We start from the raw sequence: 20,312 nt of genomic DNA on the forward strand, positions 1-20,312 counted from the left end.
TCGGTGCTCGCCTCCACCAAGCCGACGGCGGCGACAGTGTTCGGAAAATCGGACACGGGGGGCGGAGCCGGCGGATCCGTGCGCCGCCGCTGGGGCTGGGTCCGGGCGACGGAGAATGTCGCCCAAAAGGCGGCGACAAGACCGAGGAAGGGCAGGACAAGTCTCCTCATGCGAATGCCTCCTGGGGGGATGACTGCGCTTGGTCGGGGCTCGCCGTAAGGGAGGAGCCCTGGGGGTGGCTGACCTCGAGGATCCGCCCATCGTCCATGTGGGCGATGCTGTGGGCGTAGTGGAACACCCGCGTGTCGTGGGTCACGACGATCACCGCCCGGTCCGGGTGGACCGCGTTCGCGGCCAGCAGGCCCATGACGGCTTCGCCGCTGGCATGATCCAGGGCCGCGGTGGGCTCGTCACAGACCACGAGGCGCGGCTCGTGGACGAGCGCGCGCGCGATCGCCACCCGCTGCTGCTGCCCACCGGACAGGGTCGAGGGGAGGGCGCCGGTGCGGCTGCCGAGGCCGAGCCGCGAGAGAAGGGACTTCGCCCGGTGCACGGCCTCCGGGCGTGGGATTCCCGCCGCGAGCAGGGGCACGGCTACGTTCTCGGCCGCGGTCAGGGCCGGGAGCAGGTTGTACTGCTGGAAGACGAAGCCCACGTTCTTGCGGCGGAAGAGCACGCGCTCGGTGCCCGAAAGATCGTCCATCCGCGCTCCTAGGACGGCCATGTCTCCGGCCGTGCGGTCCAGAAGGCCGGCGATGACCGAGATCAGGGTCGTCTTGCCGCAGCCACTGGGACCGACGAGAAAGCTCAGCTCCCCGAAGTTCGCGCTGAAGTCGACCCCGCGCAGAGCCTCGATCCGGGTCTCCCCCTCCCCGAAGTGCTTGCGCACGTCACGGCACGACACGGCCAGGTCGGTAGTGGTCATGGCGCTCACCCCCGGAAGACCTCGGCGGGTTCGAGAACGAGGACCCGCCGGATGCTCAGGATACTGGCCACCGTGACCACGAAGAGAATGCAGGCCCCGGTGAGACCCACGCACTGCCACATGAGGACGATGTGACGAGTTGCTATCTTGTTGAGTGTGATCTCGAAGAAGGTGGCCGCCATGCCCGTGCCGATCGCGAAGCCGAGGCCGGCCACGCTCCCCGCCTGGAGCAGGATCATGCCGATGAGCCTCGGGTTCGTGACCCCCATGGCCTTGAGGGCACCGAACTGCTTCAAGTTCTCTACCGTGAAGAGGTAGAAGGTCTGGCCCGCCACCACCGTCCCGACCACGATCGCTACCGCGATGGTGATCCCGAAGTTGACAGGGATGCCGGTGTTCTTGAGGTAGTAGTTGACGCAGTCCCACATGAACTCCTGCGTCGTGCGGGCCCGGAGGGCGGTCAGGGCCCCGATGCGGGCGGTGAGCTCCTGGGGGCTCACCCCCGGGGTGGGACGTGCGATGACGAAGGAGAGCTGGGTCCGCTCCCGTCCCAGGAAGTTGACGGCCTCGCTGTAGCGCGCGTGCATGACGGGCAGGCTCGCAAACGGCGGCGAGGCGTCGGAGATGCCCACGATCGTGACCCGGTGGTCGTTCATCTCCAGGGTACGACCGAGTTCCAGCCGCTCGCCTGGAAAGAGCAGCAGGTATCCCGCCTGGTCCACCACCACGGAGTCCGGCTCGCGGAGGTGCTCCCAGGAGCCCAGGAGCATGTTCCGCGGAGCGCCGGCGAGGGTCGCGTCGTCGAGACCGATGAGGAACGACACCGCAAACTTCCCCCTCGGCGTCTTGGCGACCGGGTTGCCCTTGAAAAGCCGGGCCGCCCAGAGGACGCCCGGGACCCCACGGACGCGGGTCAAGTCGGTGTCCTTGAGCGCTTTGGTCTGTTCCCAATACTCGGTCTGCGGATCCATCACCCACACCTCGGCGTCGGTGACGTCGAGGATTTGGCTGGCCGTCCGCCTCAGGATATTGGCAAAGATGGAGGTCTGGTTCTCCAGAAGGAAGGTGCAAAAAGCGATGGCGAAGACCAGACCGAAGTACTTGGCCCGATCCCCGGTCAGCATCCGCAAGGCCACGAAGTTCATGAGGCGCCTCCCTAGAGGCTTACGTGTGTATATACACAGTAGTTCCCCAAAAAGACTCTTACTCAGCGGCCTTCCGAGCCATCCGGGTGAGTGCGTCCGGGCCCCGCGACCAATCCATCCCCTGTAGAGTTTGGAGGGCTTGCTCTTGGGCTCGTCTCCAGTGTGGGTAGAGTCGTTTCAGCAGGGCCCGCCCGGTCGCCGTTCCCCAAATCTCGGTCCGCCGTGAGTTTGAAGACGGGGCCACGCGGACCAACCGTCGGCGAACGAGAGGGCGAACATTCCTGAGAAGCGTTGTCCGGTCCAGCCCCAGCTCCTGGGCCAGCGCCGCCAGAGGCACCGACCCCTTTGCGTTCGCTGCCCACAAGATCGGGAGCTGAGTGGCGCGCAGGCCATGCGGCCTCAGCGCACGGTCGTAGAACTGAGTCAGCGCCCGCGCCGCCCGACGGAAGGCGAAGCACACGCAGCCGTTCATCTCCCGAAAATCAACCGGGCCCGAGTTCATTCCCACAACTGTGAATATACACACTTCCGATGGAGTGTCAAAGTACACTCATTAGATGCTGACACGGAACTGGGTCTCTGCCTCGTCGCGGCCTTTCATCAGAGGGGCAGGGCCTGCGCCATGGCCTCTGCAGGCCTATTGGCTTCGAGACTAGACGGGCACGGCCTGGCCCAGGGCGGTGAAGAGGACGAGGCGCTCCTTGACCGGGCGGCCCAGGGCCTGGGTGAGACCGCGTCCGTAGAGCTGGAGCTGGGGGGCATGGGAGGCAGCCTGGTCCAGGGCCTGAGCCGGCTCAATGGCGTCGGTCTTGTAGTCCACGACCACGAGAGAACCCTCCTCCTCGAAGACCAGGTCCACGATCCCCTCCAGAAGGTCCTCCTCCTCGGGGAAGAAGAGGGGAAGCTCACGCCAGAGTCGCACCGCGCGCCGCGCCCTCTGCATCACGGGGAGGGCCAGGGCCCGTGCCGCATGCTCGCCCGCCCGTCGACCGGCCTCCCGATCCAGGCCCAGGGTGGGGGCGAGCGACTCGGCGAGGGCCCGGACGCGCAACGGGGAGGCTTCCTCGAGGGGAACCCATTCCAGGACGCGGTGGACGAGGCGGCCGAAGTCGGGCCCCCCCGGGCCGGCCGCGGCCACGGGAGGGGGAGCCTCCTGCCGGGCCCGCCGCGTGACGGAAACAGGAACGAACGGCCGTTTGCCGGCGGTATCGAGGAGCGTGCGGCGCTCCGCCTCCCAGCGCGCGGCCACCGCGTCCCCCCCCTCGGCCGCGGAAAGGGCGAAGAGCTCGGTCCGGGCACTGGCCGCCTCCCCCTGGGGCAGGGTGTCCGCGTCCACGACCCGCACATCCGCGTCCGAGGCGGGGGGGAGGCGCGAAGAAAGGTCCTTCCAGAACTCCCCTACCCGGGCGTTGGCGGGCGGTTTGGGTATGACCAGCCAATCCCGGGCGCGGGTGCAGGCCACGTAGAGCAGCCGCCGGGCCTCCGCCCGAGCCTTCGCCTCCTCCTTCCTGACGAGGGCGTCCCAGCCTGGGGGCTGGCAGCCCCAGCGGAAGCCGATGGCGATCTTGCCCTCGTCCCATAGGGGCACCGTTTCCACGGGGGCGCCCGCGTTGTCGGCGGTATCGTACAGAGCGACCAGGGGAGCCTCTAGGCCCTTGGCGCGGTGGATCGAGAGTAGGCGAACGGTCGCGGGATCGCCGGGCCGCGTGGTCGGCAGGTCGGGCTCCTCGCGCGCGTTTTGGATGCGATCCGCGAGGAGGCTGGTGAAGCCCCGGAGGGTGAGCACCCCCAACTCCGCGGCTTGGCGGGCTAGGGCGGCCACCTTCTCCAAGTTCGCGACCTGGGCCTCCCCGCGCCTCGTCCCGGTGAGGGCGGCCAATATCCGCGTGTCCTGGTAGAGGCGCTCCAGGAGGGCGGGAACGCTCGCGCGGGTCCGTCGGTGGTGAAGCTCGTCCAGGAGCCGGAGGGCGGGGCCCAGGGACTCCGCCCCCGGCTTGCTCTCGTCCACCTTGCCCAGCCAGAGCCCGCCCCCCGCCAGCGCGTAGGCCACGATGTTGCGGTCGCTCACCCCGAGGAACGAGGAGCGCAGGGCGGCCACCAGCGACACCCGGTCCGATGGGTCGTCGATGGCGCGGAGCACGGCCAGGGCCTCGTGCACCTCCTGGCGGTCGAAGAAGGACTTCCCACCCTCCACGGTGAACCGCAGCCCCGCCGCTTCGAGGGCCTCTTCCAGGTGCCTCACCTGGGTGAGGCGACGAGCGAGGACCATGACGTCCCCGGCCCGGCTCCCCCGCGGTTCCCCCCCCGCCGCGTCCCGCACCGGATAGCCGCCGTGGGCGGCCTGGGCAATGAGGGCGGCCAGGGCCCCCGCTTCCGCGCGCAGGAGGTCCTCGCCGGAAGCGAAGGGGGCGTCGAAGCGGAGGGCCACCACCGCCGGCTCGTCGGGCAGGCCGGGGGGGGGATCAATAGGCTCGTAAGCCGGCTGATCCGTTTCCACCGAGGGCTGGATCAGATCGGCGAAGACGCGGTTGACGAAGCGCAGGATAGCCGGGCGGGCGCGGAAGCTCTGGGTGAGGTGGAGCACCGCCCGATCCTTCCCTGCGCCGGCTTCCTCCGAGAGCCGCCGGAAGAGCGAGACCTCGGCCCGACGGAAGCGGTAGATCGATTGCTTGGCGTCGCCCACCACCACCAGCCCGCCCGGCGCCGACCCCGCCAGGAGCTGGGCGATCTCGACCTGCAGGCGGTCGGTGTCCTGGAACTCGTCGATCAGGAGGAAGCGGAAGCGGGCGCGGAAATAGCGGCGGACGCTCTCGCGGTCGCGGAGGGCGGCCCGGGCCAGGAGGAGGAGGTCGAGGAAATCGACGAGCCCACCCTCTCTCTTCTTCTTGTCGTAGAGGACGAGCACGCCGCGGAGTGCCCTCACCAGCCTTCCGTGGAGGCCCGCCCCCCGGGCCGCGTTCCAGGCCGCGGGTCCGGTCCGGGTCCACTCTGCGATCTTCCGCGCCTCTTGGAGGGCCTCCGCCGAGGGCCAGCGCGGCTTGTGGCCGAAGTGCTTAGGGATCTCCCGGAGCGTCGCCAGGTGGGCGAGCAGAACCGTGCCCTCGCAGAATCGAGATTGCTCGGCGAAGGCTACCAGCTCTTGGAGGCGCGCGGCCAGCAGGTCCCCGGGGGCCACCAGAGCGGTGAGCTCCCTCGCCCGCGCCGCTTTCAAAAGGAGCTCCTGCCTCCAGGCTCCCGGATCAACGTCCGCCTCCGCGGCCACGGGCTCCAGGTCCCGCTGGTCGAGGAGGGTGCGCGCCAGGCCCCGCAAGGAGGTCCGCTCGTCGTAGGGGCCGATGCCCTCGAGGGGGATGCCGCGGTCCAGAGCGTCAACCAGCGTCGAGTCGCCGGCCACCAGACGCTCGGCCAGCCAGGCTTCCCAGGCGTCGGCGAAGAGAAGGTCCGTCTCCGCCTCGTCAGCCACGCGGAAGCCAGGAAGGACGCCGCAGTCCAGCGGACGCTCCTGCAGGAGGGCGGCACAGAGGGCGTGGATGGTGGAGATAGGGGCGCGCTCCAGCACGTCCAGCGCCTCCGCCGCCCGGGCGCGCTCGGGGGCGGGGAGGTCGCCCGCGCGCGCTCTCTCCAGACGCTCGCGCAGCCGCAGCTTCATGGTGGTGGCCGCGTTCTCGGTGAAGGTGACGGCCGCGATCTCGGTCAGGCGGGCCGTGCCCGAACACACCAGGGCCTCGATCCGGTCAACGAGGAGGGTGGTCTTGCCCGTGCCCGCCCCCGCTTCCACCACCAGGCTGGTGGTGAAGTCACTGCGGGCGCGCACGCGGGCTTCGTGGTCGACGGGCCGGAAGCTCATCCCATGTCCCTCAGGCGGAGGATGCGAATGAGCTGGGGGTCGCTCCCTTTGATCTGGCGCCGCCGCTCCAAGAGCGGCCGCGGCCCGCAGACGGCGGTGAAGTCGCACCAGGGGCAGGCGCTCGGCTCCTGGACGAAGAGGCCCTGGCCGATGGCCTCCACCAGGCCCCCCAGCAGGGCGCGAAAGCCTTCGCTGCGCACCACATCCGGGTCCACCGCCACCTGCCGGCCGCCGTCGACGTAGTCGAGGAAAGCCTCGACCACGGGGGCGTCGGGAAACAGTTGGGCGGCGGCGAGGATGTAGAAGGGAACCTGGAGCTGCTTGCCACCCCTGAAGATCCCCAGTTCATCCTTGGGTGCCTTGCCCGTCTTGTAGTCCCGCAGGACCAGGGTGCCGTCCGGGCGGCGGTCGATGCGGTCGATCTTTCCGGACATGCGCAACATCCGCCCGTCCCCGAGGTCGAAGGTGAGGGGAGCGGGGGCGTGAGGCTCACCCCCGCTCGGGCTCTGGCCCATCCCGAAGCTGACCTCGAAGTGGGCGGGCATCGCCCGCTCGTTCCCCGCCGCCTCCCGGGCCAGCCAGCCGAGGAGGGTCTGCCGGAAACGCGTCTTCTCCCTCTCCCAAAGGAGGGTGAAGCGGGGTGGACTCCCCGCCACGTGGGCAGCCAGCGCCTCTTCCGCCATCTCGATGAGGCGGGTCCGCGTCGCCTCAACGTCTTGTAGCGGAAGCTCTCCCCTATCCCGGCACTCGCGCAGGAACCGCTCCGCCACCCGGTGGAAGAGGTCGCCGCGCTCCAGCGGCTCCAGCCGTTTGCGCTCCTCGGGCTCGAGGGCCGGCTCCAGCCGGAGCACGTACTGGAGCAGGTACATGAAGCCGCAGCGGGAAAAGGTGGCGAGGCGGCTAGCGGAGATGGGGCCGGACGCGCTCAAGGGGTCGAGCTTACGGCGCGCCTCTTCGGGAAGGTCGGCGAGGAGGCCGTCGTAGATAGTGAGCCGATTGCTCCAGCGCCCGCGCACCGCCCAGCGCGACTGGCGGAAGAAGATCGAGCCCGTGGCGATGGCCTCGGCCGCGGGCTGGCCGCCCTCCCGGACGCGGAGGCGGTCGCGCTCCCCGGGGTCCAGAGCGGCGTCGAGCGAATCGGGCACGTCCTCTCGGACCAGGCCTTCCAGCTCGCTGCCCGAAAGGGCCCTCCCCGCGCGGGCGGAAGCCGCAGCCACGAAGAAGAGGGAGGGGAGGCGCTCGCGGCCGCTGCGGGGGTCGGCCCGCGGGTAGGTGAGGATGAGCCGCTCTCGGGCCTGGCCCACCGCGCGCTGGAAGAGCCGCCGGGCCTCCAGGAGGCGGTCCTGGGTGGTGACCAGGGCGCCCCCCGACCGCGCCGGGCCCGGCTCCGCGAAGAGGGATAGCTGGGCCTTGCCCGCCGTTTTTTTGCGGGCGGGAGGGGCCGCGGAGGGAGGGGGCGCGGCCTCGGCGAGCGCCTCCCTCTCGGGGTCGAGCAGGAACGGGTCCGGCCGGAGGACGCCCGGATAGCCCCCCTCCCCGAGCCCGGGGATGGCCACCACCCGGAAGGGGAGACCGGCCAGCGCGTCGAGGGCGCCCACGTGCACGGCCCCGCTTCCGGGCGGGTCGAGGGGGAGCCGCTTGCGCTCGAAGCGCGTCTCCACCACCGCCTCCACCTCGCTCCAGGCCACCCGCGCGTCGATCGTGCTCAGACCGGAGAGCTCCGTCAAGACCCGGAGCACCGCTTCCCGCTCCCGGTCGGGGTCGCCCCGCGGAGCCACCCACCGCTCGCAGACCCCCTTGAGCCTCTCCGACCATTCGCGCCAGGTGGCCTCCCCGGAGAGGGCATCCAGCTCCAGCGCGAGCAGCTCCACCATGCGCAGGAGGGCCTCTGCGTCGGCCGCGGTGCGGAGCCGGCGCTCCGCGCGGTCCGGATTCGCATCGAGCCCCGCCCCTTCCCGCTCCAGCTCCGCGAAGGAGCGGAGCCCGATGATCCAGCGCTCGAGCCCGGAGACGATCTGGGCATCACGGCTGACTTGGTCCCAGCGCGAGGGCCAGGCCCGGACCGCCTCCCCCAGCATGATCTCGAAGGGGATGGGGGCGAAGGTGAGCAGCTCCATCACCGCCTGTCGCGCCAGTCCGCGGGAGCGGAAGAGGAGGAGGAGGGAGCGCGCGCAGCGGCCAAAGCGGAGGGGCAGGGAGGGGTGGAGCTGGTGCGGAATGCCGAGCCGGCCCAGGAGGTCCGTGAAGAGGGGCGCGTAGGGGTCGGGGCGGGGAAGGAGCACCGCCATTTCTTCGAAGGGGACGCCGCGGGCCGCTTCGCGCAAGAGCCGCCGGGCGATCGCCCGCGCCTCGGCCGCCTCGCCGGGGCCGGTCACGAGCTCGACGGAGTCGTCGTCCGCGGGCGTCCCCGAGGGGGGTTCGAAGAGGCCCCCCCGAACACGGGCCAGGCCCGCCGGAAGAGGCGGGGGGGCAAGGAGGGCGAGGGGCGTGTCCTCCCAGGCCGACTCCACGATTCCCTCCTTCCCCGCCCAGGCCCGGAAGGAGGAGGCGAGGAGGCTGGGTGGCATCTCCCGCCGCAGGAGGCGCACCGGAAAAGCTCGCGCGAGCGCGGAGAGAAACTCCTTCTCTCCCTCGTCCAGCTCCAGGTCGTCGACGATCAGGATCTCCGCCCCCTTGAGCCAGTCTGCCCGGCCCAGGGCTTCGTGGGCCGCGGCCAGGACGGAGGCGGGGTCCGCGACCTTCCCTTCCCGCTCGACGGAAAAAGCGCGAAAGAGGCGGGCGAGGGTGCGCAGGCGGGGCGCGTCATCCGCCCCCACGTCCGCCCGCCCGGCCAGGGCCTCCAGCCGCTCGGGCGGGACGCGCGCCAGCCTGAGCTCGGCCAGGGTGCGGGCCAGGGCCGCGGCCACGGGTCCCCGGGGCACGTCGGGAGGGAGGGGGAATCCCCCCTCCGCGTCCCCGGCCAGGAGCTTCGCGGCCAGGCGTGTATCGTGGCCGTAGTCCCAGGCGCGAAGGCCGCGCCCGAGGAGGACCGGCTCCGCCAGCGCGCGCGCGAGGTCGAGGAGGCCCGAGCGGTAGTGGTCGGGCCCGGGCTCGGGGAAGCGGTAGAGCACCAGCGCGCGCCCGGCCGAGGCCAGCCGTCTCGGCAGCTCCGACGCCGCTGCCACCGAGGGAGCGACAAGCACGAAGGGACGAGTCAGGTCCCGCATGGCTTTCCCCGGCAGAGACGATAGATCTCGTCGCAAAGGAGACCCCCCGGCTTGAAAGTCTGAGCCACGAGGCTGCCAAGATGGGCCCAACTCTCGGCGGGGGGCGGGGGGGAGGTGGGGTCGGCGCGGGGAACCACGAGGAGGGTGGGGCGGGCGGCCGCCCAGGCGGTGATGGCGGGTAGGGCGGAGGGATCGCCCAGGTCCCAGTCCTCGAGCTGGACGCGGGGCTCGTTCCTGAACTCCAGGTCGAGGAGCAGCGGCGTCAGGCGGAGGGTGCGCGAGTGCGTCACGTGAGTCACGACCGTGATGCCGGCTGGGTACCGGGCCAGCTCCCCGCGCACGAAGGCCAGCGTGTCCCGTACCCCGTAGCCCGAGGTCCAGCCGGAGATGAACTGGTCCCGGTCCGGGGGGGGCAAGGCGGCGCGGGAGGGATCGTTCCAGAGGTCGTAGTCGAGCCGCAGCGCGGAGGCGATGGCGAGGAGGAAGAGAACGCCGAAGAGGGCACCCTGGCCGGCTATCGGCAGACGCAGCCGGTCGGCCAGGGAGTCGAGGAGGGAGGAAAAGGCGGCCGCCGCAAGCACGAGGAAAGGGACGCTCGTGAAGAGTAGATAGCGCGGGAGCCCACGAGTGATGCAGGCGGAGAAGGCCAGGAGGGGAAGAAGGGTAAGAAGGGCCAGGAGGAGGCCGGGCCGGGAGCGCCGCGCCGCCGCCATGACGAGGCCCGCGACCCCGAGGACGATGAGGGGCACCGTCCAGTAGAGGGAAAGCCAGCCCGCGGCCAGATGCAGATTCACGCCCAGTCTCTCCCGGAGGCCGATGTCCGTGTGCGTCGCCATCTCCACCATGAAGCTCATCTGGGCCCCCCTCGCCCAGAGCAGCAGGGGGTAGGCGACAAGAGCCACGGCCAGGGCGTGAGCGGCGAGGAGAGGCCGGACCATCGCCCGCGCGGGCCGGAGCAGGAGCACACTCACCACGGGAATGCCCAGCATGGGCAGCCCCGTGATCTTGGTGTAGACCACCAGGGCCATGACCAGACCGAGCAGCAGGCCCCCCCGGACGGTCGGGAACTCAACCAGCCGGAGGCTCAGGAGGAGGGTTGCGGCGCCGAGGGTGGAGAGAAGGGGATCGGCCAGGACCAGCCGGTCGTAGAGGAGCGTGAAGGGGCAAAAGACGTAGAAGAGCGCTGACACCAGGCCCACCCGCGGCCCGTAAAGACGGCGGCCGATCTCGAAGCAGGCCCAGAGCGTGACCGCGCCCATCGCCACGCTCAGGGCGCGGTCGCGGAGGAGCGGGTCTCCGCCCAGGGGTGTGAGAAGCGCGTCCAGCCACACGCCCAGGGCCCGCCCCCAGTCCCAGGGCCTCCACCAGGCCTTCTTGCCCTCCGCGATCAACATCGCCCAGCGGATGTGCAGGGCCTCGTCCAGGAAGATGGGGAGCGAGGTGAGGCGGAAGAGCCGGCTCGGAAAGTACAGCGAGTAGAGGAGAAGGGCGTGCGAACGGCCCAAACGCGCCTAGACCGAGCCGGGGTTGAGGCGCACGGTTTCCCCGAGAGCGAAGCCCAGGACGCAATAGCCCCAGAAGGCTACCGGAAAGACGCCCACGCAGCAGAGCAGGACCCCGAACTGGGCCACGAAGCCGGCCAGGAGGTGGAGCACGAGGGAGAGGGCGTAGTTGCCGAGGTTGGCCCGGATGAACTCGAACGTCTCGCGGAAGGCGAAGCCGGCCCCGAAGTCGTCCTTCATGACCACGCGCACGAAAGCAGCGGGCAGGTAGAGAGCGAGGGCCAGCATGAGGATCAGAAAGAGAGCGTAGAGGCCCGTAAAGCCTAGGCCCCCCAGGGCGGCCACCGCCCCGCCGGCATCCTCCGAGCGACCGGCCGCGGCGCCGAGCGAGATGAGGGCCAGGCAACCGACCCCGGCCGGGATGCCCACGATCAGCCCCACCCCCACCGTGTAGACGAAGTAGAGACCGACGAGCCTCACGCCGTCACCGAAGATCCCCCCCAGGTCATCCCAATCCGGCAGCGGCCGCGCTTCGCCCGCCGCCACCCGCTTCAAGAGGCGCGCCCAGTACCCGGCCACGAAGAAAGCGCCCACGATCAGAGGAGACAGGAGCGCGAAGAGGCCCCCGATCAGGATCTTCTTGATCCATTCCGGGTCCTCGAACACGAAGCGCAAGCACTGTGCGAAGTCGATCGTGGGGGGCCCGGTCGGGGTGACGGACGCGGTGGACATGCTGACCTCGATTGGTTGTCAGCGGCAGGCCGAGGCTATAACGTGGGCCGGCTCCGGTCAAACCGAGGTCGGGGGCGTCCTCTCTGGTACCAGCGTCCACAGACCAAGCGCGGCGACGCCGGCGAGGGCAGCGCCCGCAGCCAGCGCGGTCCCCGCCCCGAAACGTTGCCACAGCGCGCCCGTCAGGAGGCTGGCAAAGAGCGCCATGCCCCCCGTCACCGCGTGGTAGAGGCCGAAGGCCCGGCCGCGTTCGTCCGCCGGCGCCAGCTGGGCCACCAGAGCCCGCTCCGGACCCTCGGTCAGGGCCGGGAATAGCCCATAGAGACCGAACAGCAGCCAGATCGACCCCGCAGAGGTCGCACCTGCGAAGCCCGCGTAGGCTAGGGCGTAGACGAACCAGCCCGCGAGAATCGCCTCTTTCCGGCCCCGGCGGTCGGCTAGCACCCCGCCGTGGGTGCTGACTGCGGCTTTGACCACATGGTGGAACGTCCAGAGGAGAGGGATCAGGATCAAGCTCACGCCCGCCTCCTGGGCCTTGAGGAGCAGGAAGGCATCGGAGGAGTTGCCCAGGCTGAAGATGGCGAGCACGCCCAGGTAGAGGTGGAGCGATCCGCGGCGGGGAGGCTCGGCGCCTCCCGGTATTCCCGAAGCGGCGGGGGGAGATGAAATGGGCTGCCCCTCCCGCACCCCAAAGACCAGCACGGCCATGGCGAGGACCGCGGGCAGCGCGGCCAGGGCGAAAACCGTCCGCAGATCGCTCCCGGCCAGGAGGAGGGCGGAGGCCAAGAGGGGGCCGACCACCGCCCCCGTGTGATCGAGGGCGCGCTGGAAACCGAAGGCCCGACCCCGCTGCCCCTCGGCCGTGATCTCCACGACGAGGGCGTCCCGCGGCGCGCTGCGCACGCCCTTGCCCACGCGGTCGAGAAGGCGCACGGCCAGCACGTGGAAGGGGGCGGCGGCGAGAGCGACCAGCGGGCGCACCGCGGAGGAGAGGCCGTAGCCCGCCACTACCAGAGGCTTGCGCCGGGGCAAGCGATCGGAAAGAAGGCCGGAGGCGATCTTGAGCAGGCTCGCCACCGCCTCCGCCAGGCCCTCCACGAGGCCCAGGAAGGCCGGACTCGCCTTTAGGATCCCCGTGAGAAAGGCGGGCAGGAGGGGATAAATCATCTCGCTGCTGGCGTCGGTGAGCAGGCTGACGAGGCCAAGCATCTTGACCGGCCGGGGGAGAGGGGGGTCCACCGCGCGATTCTAGGCGCGGGCAGCCCGAACGGGGAGCCGCCCCCTCAGGCCTGGCCGGCCTCCCGGATGGCCCGATCCGTGTCCGTGACCACGAGGAGGAGAAAGCCCACGGCGAAGAGCGTGATCAAGGAGAGCAAGGCCTGACGGTAGGAGTTGGTCCCGCTCACCACGAGGGCAAAGATGAAAGGGCCGATCCAGGAAGTGCCGCTGTTGGCGATCTCGTAGAGTCCGAAGAAGGAGGCCTCCCGCTGGGGAGGGATCATGCACGAGAATAATGACCGGGAGAGGGCCTGGGAGCCGCCCAGCACGACCGCGATGACGGCCGCCATCCCCCAGGCCTGGGCCTCGGTCTGAAAGGCGGCGTAGGCGTAGACGACCACGCCCGACCAGATCGCGAGCGCCAAGAGGAGGGCGCTCTTGGCGCCGCTGAAGGCCGCGATGCGCTCGAAGAAGAGCGCACCCCCGAACCCCACGAACTGCACCATCAGCATCAGGCCGAGCAGGAAGGCTTCGTCCACCTCCCGGCCGCGGGCCACGAAGAGCTCCTGGGCGAAGAAGACCGCGGCCACGGAGATGACGGTCTGGATGCCGTCATTGAAGAACAGATAGGCGATGAGGTAGCTCCGCGTCCGCGGAAGTCGGCTGAGCTCCCGGAAAGTGCCCCTGAGCTCTGAGAGAGCCACGGCCAGATAGCTCCGGCCCAGCGGCCGGGCCCTCGCGGCCGCCCTCGCTCTCAGGCGGCGAAAGGTGATGAGGGAGAAGCCGACCCACCAGAGGCCGGCGGAGAGCAGGGAGAGGCGGACGGCGCGGCCCCGGGGGATTCCCAGATCGGGGGCGAAGCGCATGAAGACCAGGTTGGCGGCGAGGAGGAGCCCGCCCCCGAGGTAACCCAGGGCATAGCCACGGCTCGAGACGCGGTCGCGCTGGTCCGGGGGGACGATCTCGGGCAGGAAGGCGTTGTAGAGGACCGTGGTGGCGCCAAGGCTCAGGTTGGCCACGATGAAGAGGAGGCCGCCCCAGCGGAAGTCCAGACCCGCGCCCACGAAAAACAAGAGGCAGGTCGCCCCCGCCCCGATGTAGCCGGTGAGCACCAAGATGCGCTTCTTCGCGTGTGAATAATCGGCGATGGCTCCCAGCAGGGGCAGGAGGAATAGCTGGAGGAGGACGGACAGGGAGACGCACAGGAAGAAGAATGATTTGGCGGTAACGGTGCCGAGCAAGGAGAGGGCAAAGACCCGGCCATTTTCACCCACCGCCTGCTGCGCGAGGTCGGTCAGGTAGGGCCCGAAGAGCACGGTGGCGACGGTGGTCACGAAGCCGTGGAAAGCCCAGGCATACATCATCCAGCCGAAGACCTCCGGGCGTGGGCCGGCTTCGGTTGGCAGGACCTCGGAGCGGCTCGGGGGGTGCCCTTGGCCAGGGCCGGTCTCCGGATCCTTTGGCGTCACCTTGCGTCGTGCTCCTCTGAGAACCGGAGCGCCGCATACCCACTCACGGGGGCGGCGATTGCCATGACGAATCCTCCGACCGGCCCCGCCCAGTGAACGGCGAGGGCCGTCTCGGCGACCCAGAAAACCGGAAAGGTCAAAAGGCCCGCCAGCAGCTTGTAGGTAGCCGGTTCGTCGGGAGTGGTGGAAACGCGGTCGGAGATCCAGCCCGGCAGGCGATACGGGAGCCAGTTCAGGGGCACGCCAATGAGGTACACGGAGAGCCCTAGGAGAAGGCGGGCGGCCCGAAGCCAGGGCGCGGAGGGCTTCGACGGCGCGAGCGCCTCGGCCGACCAGCCGTCCCCACGGGTGACGAGGTCCAGGCCATCGGCGAGGCGTGTCGTGAGCGCGCGGACCGCCGCCCCCGGTTCGTCGCGGTACCGAGCGGCCTCCGACGCGGGGTCGATCGGAAGACCCACCCTCACTCTCACCCGCGAGCGAAAGGTCTCCTTGGCCTCGTAGCCCAGTCCGACGGGTACGATGCGTATCCCCAAAGGCCCGTAACGATCCTCCGCTTCGAGCACGATCCGCGCCGCTCCGGTTTTCAGGGGAAGGCGATGCCGCTCGTTGTGGCTCATGCCCTCGGGGAACAGTGCGATGTTGATTCCCGCCCGCAGGGCTTCGTGGCAGCGGGCGAAGGTCGCGAAATTCCCGGCCACGTCGACGCCCGGATCCTGACGACGGTAGACGGGGAGGGCTCCGATCAGGACCAGGAGGGGGCGCATGACGGGATGCGACCAGAGCGTGCTCTTGGCCAGCAGGCGAGGCCGCGCGCCCGGGAGGGCCAGCAGGAGGACCCCATCCACGACGGAGTTGTTGTGGTTCGCGGCGAAAACAAGCGGCCGATCGTGGGGGACTTGTTCCATTCCCACCACTTCGATCTTGCGGAAGAAGATGTGCTGGACGAGCCCGGCGAGGCCCACCACTGCCTTGTCCAGGCCGCGCCGCAGGTGTGGCCTTTGAGCTTCCGGCGGTCTCGGGTCGGCTGGCAGCATGGGGTCAAGACCGGCCGGACCGCTGCGGCCCGCCCCGGCCTCCGCGCCGCCGATATTGTGCATCAGGGCGGAGTCGGCGTCCCAGAGGCCGTTCACCATGGCTGCCGCGTCCGCCAAAACGTCGGCTAGGGACGCGGCTCGCGCACGTAGTGTAAGCTCTGTCGCCGAGGAGGATCCATGACCACACCTCGCCGTCGCTTCCTCGGCACCCTGGCCGCGGTGCCCTTGGCCCCCGGGGCGCTTGCCCTCCCCCAAACCACGCCTCCGCCGGCAGCGGCGTCACCCTCACCCTCTCCCCCCAGCCCTGTCGCGGAAGCCCTCGCGGAGGTGGCCCGCCGCCGCTACGGCGCCCATTTTGACAGCGGCGATTCTGAGGCCGTCCTCAAGCTTGTGGCCGAGAACCTGAAGGCGGCGGAGCGTCTGCAAGCGCGGCGGCTCGGGAATGCCGACGAGCCGGTGACGGTCTTTGCCGCCCGGCCCCGACCGGCCAAGAGCGGAGCCCGGCGGTGATCGGCGACGACATCCTGTTCTCTTCTGTCCGCGAGCTGGGCCTCCTGCTCAAGAGCCGGAAGATATCCGCCGTCGATCTGACGGAAGCCTACCTGCAGCGGCTGGAGACCATCGGTCCTAAGCTCGGGGCGGTCGTGACGGTGACACGTGAGCTGGGCCTTGCCCAGGCCCACAAGGCGAACCAGGAGATCCTGGCCGGAAAATACCGGGGACCCCTGCACGGCATCCCCTTCGGGGCCAAGGACCTCCTGGCTACGAAAGGCATCCCCACCACCTGGGGGGCGGAGCCCTACCGGAGTCAGGTCTTTGACGAGGACGCGACCGTGATCGAGCGTCTGCGCGAGGCGGGGGCCGTGCTCGTGGCCAAGCTGGCCATGGTCGAGCTCGCGGGCGGGATGGGCTACAACAACCCCGATGCCAGCTTCACCGGCCCCGGCCGCACGCCCTGGAACCTCGAGTACTGGAGCGGCGGCTCCTCGAGCGGGTCCGGTGCCGCCACCGCTGCCGGCCTGGTTGCCTTCGCGATAGGTTCCGAGACCTCCGGCTCGATCCTGACCCCCGCCACGTTCTGTGGACTCTCCGGCCTGCGCCCCACATACGGGCTTGTCCCCCGGCACGGAGCCATGGCTCTCTGCTGGACGCTCGACAAACTGGGACCCCTATGCCGCACCGCCGACGACTGCGGTCTGGTGCTGGCCGCCATCTCCGGCCCCGACCCCAAGGACCCCACCACCGAGGGCAGCTTCACCTACAACCTGCGCGGAGCGGAGGAGGGGGGGGCGGCCCGGCGCTTCCGGATCGGCGTGATCAAGGACGCGGACCTCGGGGCCGACCCCGACGTGAAGGCCAACTTTGCGAAGTCGCTCGAGACCCTCCGCACCTTCGCCACCCTGGACACGGATGTGCCCTTTCCCGACTTTCCATGGGGGCCGGCGGTGAAGGTGATCGTAGACGCCGAGGGTGCGGCCGCCTTCCGCGACCTCATCGAGAGCGGGGGTACCCAGAGCCTCCGGGCCAAGAAGGACCGCGTAGGGGGCTACGCGATGATGATGACGCTGGCGGTGGACTACATCCAGGCCTTGCGCGTGCGCGTGCCCATGCGGGCGGCCCTGGACGCTCTCCTCTCCCAGTACGACGCCCTGGTGGCCCCCACCCGGCGCGACGGCGGGCGCCGAATCGGGTACGACTTTGACCAGCCGCCTGCGGGGACGCCCTCCCCCAGCCCCTCGCCCGTCCCGGAAGGGCCCGTGGCCCCCGCCACCATCCCCGCCGGCAACTTGGTGGGAGTGCCCGCTCTCTGCGTCCCCAACGGCTTCGGCGGCCACGGCGTTCCCACCTCGCTCCAGCTCATCGGTCGGGCTTTCTCGGAGCCCACCCTGCTGGCCATCGCGGACCGCTACCAACAGGCGACGGACTGGCACCAGAGACGGCCCCAACTCCCCGCCTAAACATGCTCCTTAACCCCTCGCTCTGGGCGTCGCTCGTCCCCCGCGATCCGCGCCAGCGGAAGCCAAACCACTACCGGGAGATGTTCCGCACGGCGTGGGAGAACCGTGACCAGCTCCCCTTCGCTTGGCGCATCCTGAAGCACGGGGTGTGCGACGGCTGCGCGCTCGGCACCCGCGGCCTCCGGGACTGGACCCTCGAGGGTATCCACCTCTGCATGGTCCGCCTAGAGCTCATGCGTCTCAACACCGCGCCCTCCCTTGACCCGGATCGCCTGGCCGACGTGTCCCTCTTGGCGGACCTCGACTCACGGGCCCTTCGCGGCCTGGGCCGGCTCCCCGAGCCCATGATCCGCCGCCGCGGCGATCGGGGCTTCGGCGTGGTGGCCTGGGAGGAGGCGTGGGAAGCGGCCGCGGCCGCGATCCGGGCCGGGCCCCCGGAGCGGCTGGCCGTCTATCTGACCTCGCGGGGGATCCTGAACGAGCACTACTACGCGGCGCAGAAGGCGGCCCGGGCCATGGGCACCAACCACGTGGACAACTCAGCGCGCCTCTGCCACGCCGCCTCCACCGTGGCCATGAAGAGCACCCTCGGCCACGGGGCCTCCACCTGCTCCTACACGGACTGGCTCGGCACCGACCTCATTGTCTTCTTGGGCGCCAACCCCCCCAACAACCAGCCGGTGACCATGAAGTACCTCCACCGGGCCCGGCAGCAGGGGACGCGGGTGGCCGTGGTCAACACCTATGCCGAGCCCGGTCTCAAGAGCTATTGGGTGCCCTCAGTTCCGGAATCGGCGGTCTTCGGGACCCGGCTGGCCGAGCACTGGTTCGCGGTGGACACGGGCGGCGACCTCGCTTTTCTGCAAGGCGTGTTCAAGGTCCTGGTGGCCGAAGATTGGGTCGATAGGGAGTTCATCGGCAGGAGCACCCTCGGCTTCGAGGAGGCGAAGGCGAGCGTGGAGGCCCTGGACTGGGGGCTGCTCGAAAGCGGGAGTGGAACCACGCGCGCCGAGATGGCGCGCTTCGCGGAGCTCCTGCACCGGGCAGGGAGCGGGGTGCTCGTCTGGTCCATGGGCCTCACCCAGCACGCCCACGGCGTCGAGACGATCCGGGCCCTCCTCAATGTCGGCCTCGCTCGCGGCTGGGTGGGGCGGGAGAAGGTGGGCCTCATGCCCATCCGCGGACATTCCGGGGTCCAGGGCGGTGCCGAGGTGGGTTGTAGCCCTGCTCTCGAGGAGACGCAGCGGCGGCGGTTCGAAGAGGTCTGGGGTTTCGCCCTGCCTCGGGGGAGAGGCTTCACCGCCCCCGAGATGATGACCGCCGCCGACCGCGGGGAGCTCGGCGTCCTCTGGATGACGGGCGGGAACTTCCTGGAGACCCTGCCCGACCCTGGGGCTGCCGCCCGTGCCCTCGGGCGGGTGGGGACCCGGATTCACCAGGACATTGTGATGTCCTCCATGATGCTCCTCCCGCCCCGGGACACCGTGATCCTCTTTCCGGCCACGACTCGCTACGAGTCGGCGGGGGGTGGCACCGAGACCTCCAGCGAGCGGCGCGTGATCTTCTCCCCGGAAGTGCCGGGCCGCCGCATCGGCTCCGCGAAGCCGGAGTGGGAGGTCTTCGGAGAGGTGGCGGCCCGCGTCCGCCCGGAGCTTGCGGACCGGCTTCGCTTCGCCTCCTCCCGCGCCATCCGGGAGGAAATCGCGCGCGCGGTGCCCCTCTACGCCGGGATCGAGACTCTGGGGAGGGAGGGGGACGAGTTCCAGTGGGGCGGGCCCCGGCTCTTCGCGGACGGCACCTTCGCCACCCCCGACGGCAAGGCGCATTTTTCCGTGCTGGCCCCGAGCCCGCGCGGGCTCGGGGAAGGTTGGTTCTACCTTTCCACCCGCCGTGGGAAGCAGTTCAACTCCATGGTGCAGCACGAGGTCGATCCCCTCAGCGGAGCCGCCCGCCGGGACGTCCTCATCTCGGCGGAGGACGCTGCCCGCTTGGGCTTGAGGAATGGGGATCCCGTCCGGCTCGTCTCCGGGGGGGGCCATTTCCAGGGCCGTGCGCGGATCGACGCCATCAAGCCGCGCAACCTGGCCGTTCATTGGCCGGAGGCAAACGGTCTGCTCTCCCCCGCGGAGGTCGATTCCGCCTCCGGCGAGCCGGACTACAACGCGGTAGTCGTGCTCGAGAAGGGTTGAGGTCATGGACATCCCATCTCCGGCGGAGCTGCTCGACTTCCACGGCAAGGCCGTGATCGTCACCGGGGCCGGCCGCGGGCTGGGCGCGGGCATTGCGGCGCGCTTCGCCCAGGCCGGGGCCTCGGTAGTGGTGGGCTACCGGCAGAGCGACGAGGGGGCCCTCTCGGTGGTGGAGACGATCAAGGCCGGGGGCGGCCAGGCCGTGGCCGTACCCGCCGACGTCACGCGGAGGGCGGACGTGGAGTGGCTGGTCGACCGCTGCGGGGAAGCCTTCGGCCGGCTCGACGCCCTGGTCAACAACGCCGGGGTCTACCCCCTGGCCCCCCTCCTGGAGATGAAGGAGGAGGAGTGGGACCTCGTGATCGACTCCAACCTAAAAAGCGTCCATCTCTGCACCCAGGCCGCGGGCCGGGCGATGATGGCCCAGGGCCGGGAGGGGGCGATCGTGAACATCGCTTCCATCGAAGGTACGAACCCGGCACCCCTCCACAGCCACTACGACGCCGCCAAGGCGGGCGTTCTCCAATACACGCGGGCCGCGGCCCGGGAACTGGGCCCCCTGATCCGGGTGAACGCGGTCTCACCCGGGCTCATCTGGAGGGAGGGGCTAGATCGTGACTGGCCGGAGGGGGTCGAACGCTACCAACGGGCGGTGCCCCTGGGCCGCCTGGGCCGTCCCGAAGACGTGGCCGATGCCAGCCTCTTCCTGGCCTCCCCCGCCGCCCGCTGGATCACGGGGGCGGAGTTGGTGGTGGACGGAGGGGTCCTGACCCACACCGTCTACTGATGTCGAACAGCAGTTGAACACCGACAGCAACTGAACGCGGGGTTGTGAGTTTGCGTTGCTCTTGATGACTTTCCATAGGTCACGTGCCAGGAGGGGCCTACAAACCCTGCTGCCCGAGCGAAATCTGTCCAGGGGTTCACTCTCAAGCACGTCGGCTGTCCACAGGTCAAGGGGCGGGCAAACGGCCCGGAGCGGCCCAGTCCGGGGGCTTCGCTGGTGGTCGACAGCGGACGTCGTGGTCACAGGCCTCTCGGCGTGAAAGAGGGGTGACAAGCCATTGCGTGAAGCGGGCCATTGTGT

At 70.1% G+C, this 20,312-nt stretch carries 13 protein-coding genes; 4 read left to right on the top strand and 9 right to left on the bottom strand.

All coding sequences use genetic code 11. From position 1 onward, the window contains the following. Positions 1–166: 166 nt before the first annotated feature. From VN461_02025 to VN461_02065, 9 genes are all read right to left on the bottom strand, one after another. Positions 167–925, bottom strand: coding sequence for an ABC transporter ATP-binding protein (locus tag VN461_02025; protein HXB53527.1), 759 nt, complete (start codon positions 923–925; stop codon positions 167–169). A 5-nt stretch (positions 926–930) separates the two neighbouring features. Further along, positions 931–2,070 (bottom strand): ABC transporter permease, encoded by a 1,140-nt coding sequence (locus tag VN461_02030; GenBank protein HXB53528.1) that lies wholly within the window; start codon positions 2,068–2,070, stop codon positions 931–933. A 652-nt stretch (positions 2,071–2,722) separates the two neighbouring features. Then, positions 2,723–5,917: a UvrD-helicase domain-containing protein gene (locus VN461_02035; protein HXB53529.1), complete on the bottom strand. Its 3,195-nt coding sequence runs from the start codon at positions 5,915–5,917 to the stop codon at positions 2,723–2,725. Beyond that, a complete protein-coding gene (locus tag VN461_02040; GenBank protein HXB53530.1) occupies positions 5,914–9,123 on the bottom strand; it encodes a PD-(D/E)XK nuclease family protein in 3,210 nt (1,069 codons plus the stop codon). Before VN461_02040 ends, VN461_02035 begins: the two co-directional genes overlap by 4 nt. Continuing rightward, a complete protein-coding gene (locus VN461_02045) occupies positions 9,111–10,628 on the bottom strand; it encodes a glycosyltransferase family 39 protein (GenBank protein ID HXB53531.1) in 1,518 nt (505 codons plus the stop codon). Before VN461_02045 ends, VN461_02040 begins: the two co-directional genes overlap by 13 nt. A 6-nt stretch (positions 10,629–10,634) precedes the next feature. Further along, positions 10,635–11,357 (bottom strand): DUF4013 domain-containing protein, encoded by a 723-nt coding sequence (locus VN461_02050; GenBank protein ID HXB53532.1) that lies wholly within the window; start codon positions 11,355–11,357, stop codon positions 10,635–10,637. A gap of 57 nt (positions 11,358–11,414) precedes the next feature. Then, a complete protein-coding gene (locus tag VN461_02055; protein HXB53533.1) occupies positions 11,415–12,596 on the bottom strand; it encodes an MFS transporter in 1,182 nt (393 codons plus the stop codon). A 44-nt stretch (positions 12,597–12,640) separates the two neighbouring features. Further along, positions 12,641–14,044 carry an MFS transporter gene (locus tag VN461_02060; GenBank protein HXB53534.1) on the bottom strand — a complete coding sequence of 468 codons (1,404 nt, stop codon included), beginning with the start codon at positions 14,042–14,044 and terminating at the stop codon, positions 12,641–12,643. After that, positions 14,041–15,177: a lysophospholipid acyltransferase family protein gene (locus VN461_02065; GenBank protein HXB53535.1), complete on the bottom strand. Its 1,137-nt coding sequence runs from the start codon at positions 15,175–15,177 to the stop codon at positions 14,041–14,043. The genes VN461_02060 and VN461_02065 overlap by 4 nt, the downstream gene beginning before the upstream one ends. Positions 15,178–15,255: 78 nt before the next feature. Here VN461_02065 and VN461_02070 point away from each other — a divergent pair, with 78 nt between their 5' ends. From VN461_02070 to VN461_02085, 4 genes are read left to right on the top strand one after another with little or no spacing between them, the layout of a single operon-like run. Next, positions 15,256–15,588 (top strand): hypothetical protein, encoded by a 333-nt coding sequence (locus tag VN461_02070; GenBank protein ID HXB53536.1) that lies wholly within the window; start codon positions 15,256–15,258, stop codon positions 15,586–15,588. Beyond that, the gene (locus tag VN461_02075) at positions 15,585–17,036 is read left to right on the top strand and encodes an amidase (protein ID HXB53537.1); all 1,452 of its coding nucleotides are present in this window, start codon (positions 15,585–15,587) and stop codon (positions 17,034–17,036) included. Before VN461_02070 ends, VN461_02075 begins: the two co-directional genes overlap by 4 nt. A gap of 2 nt (positions 17,037–17,038) precedes the next feature. Continuing rightward, complete coding sequence (locus tag VN461_02080) at positions 17,039–19,225, top strand: FdhF/YdeP family oxidoreductase (GenBank protein HXB53538.1); 2,187 nt, start codon at positions 17,039–17,041, stop codon at positions 19,223–19,225. Positions 19,226–19,229: 4 nt separating this feature from the next. Further along, a complete protein-coding gene (locus VN461_02085; GenBank protein HXB53539.1) occupies positions 19,230–20,012 on the top strand; it encodes a 3-oxoacyl-ACP reductase family protein in 783 nt (260 codons plus the stop codon). Positions 20,013–20,312: the final 300 nt, after the last annotated feature.

The sequence above is a fragment of the Vicinamibacteria bacterium genome (assembly GCA_035570235.1).
GTDB lineage: Bacteria > Acidobacteriota > Vicinamibacteria > Fen-336 > Fen-336 > DATMML01.

Excerpts from the sequence above, each read along its gene's own strand:
- VN461_02025 (HXB53527.1), bottom strand. The coding sequence starts at position 925 with ATGACCACTACCGACCTGGCCGTGTCGTGCCGTGACGTGCGCAAGCAC.
- VN461_02030 (HXB53528.1), bottom strand. The coding sequence starts at position 2,070 with ATGAACTTCGTGGCCTTGCGGATGCTGACCGGGGATCGGGCCAAGTAC.
- VN461_02035 (HXB53529.1), bottom strand. The coding sequence starts at position 5,917 with ATGAGCTTCCGGCCCGTCGACCACGAAGCCCGCGTGCGCGCCCGCAGT.
- VN461_02040 (HXB53530.1), bottom strand. The coding sequence starts at position 9,123 with ATGCGGGACCTGACTCGTCCCTTCGTGCTTGTCGCTCCCTCGGTGGCA.
- VN461_02050 (HXB53532.1), bottom strand. The coding sequence starts at position 11,357 with ATGTCCACCGCGTCCGTCACCCCGACCGGGCCCCCCACGATCGACTTC.
- VN461_02065 (HXB53535.1), bottom strand. The coding sequence starts at position 15,177 with ATGGTGAACGGCCTCTGGGACGCCGACTCCGCCCTGATGCACAATATC.
- VN461_02070 (HXB53536.1), top strand. The coding sequence starts at position 15,256 with ATGACCACACCTCGCCGTCGCTTCCTCGGCACCCTGGCCGCGGTGCCC.
- VN461_02080 (HXB53538.1), top strand. The coding sequence starts at position 17,039 with ATGCTCCTTAACCCCTCGCTCTGGGCGTCGCTCGTCCCCCGCGATCCG.
- VN461_02085 (HXB53539.1), top strand. The coding sequence starts at position 19,230 with ATGGACATCCCATCTCCGGCGGAGCTGCTCGACTTCCACGGCAAGGCC.